The following is a 517-nucleotide window of genomic DNA, read 5'->3' on the forward strand; positions in this document are numbered from 1 at the left end:
TGTTTGCGTGGACAATCGGTTCTGTTATCGGTGACATGAAGACGGGGTCGTACCTATCGACTATGGCTCAAGGTAACATTAATCCGCATTGGTTACCTGTAATCCTGTTCTTGTTGTCGGGTCTAATGGCGTTCTCAACCGGTACTTCATGGGGTACATTCGGTATCATGTTACCAATCGCTGGTGATATGGCGGGTGCAACTGACATCGCACTAATGCTTCCTATGCTAAGTGCGGTTTTGGCCGGTGCAGTATTCGGTGACCACTGTTCACCAATCTCGGACACGACTATTTTGTCTTCGACAGGCGCTCGTTGTAATCACATTGACCACGTATCAACTCAGTTACCTTATGCGCTGTCTGTTGCTTTGGTTTCATGTGTCGGCTTTATTGCACTTGGTATGACAACGTCAATCGCGTTCTCTTTCATTGCAGCGTCGATTACATTCGTTATCGTCTGTGCTGTTCTATCATGGTTGTCGAAATCGAAAATAGCTTCATGTCAGAGCGCTTAATG

At 46.4% G+C, this 517-nt stretch carries 1 protein-coding gene; it reads left to right on the forward strand.

Annotated elements, in window-relative coordinates; all coding sequences use genetic code 11:
- The coding region (locus tag R7O13_RS30925; RefSeq protein WP_225462963.1) for a Na+/H+ antiporter NhaC family protein at positions 1-515 on the forward strand (515 nt) is incomplete at its 5' end.
- Positions 516-517 lie beyond the last annotated feature (2 nt).

This window comes from Vibrio sp. Y176, from assembly GCF_033438945.1.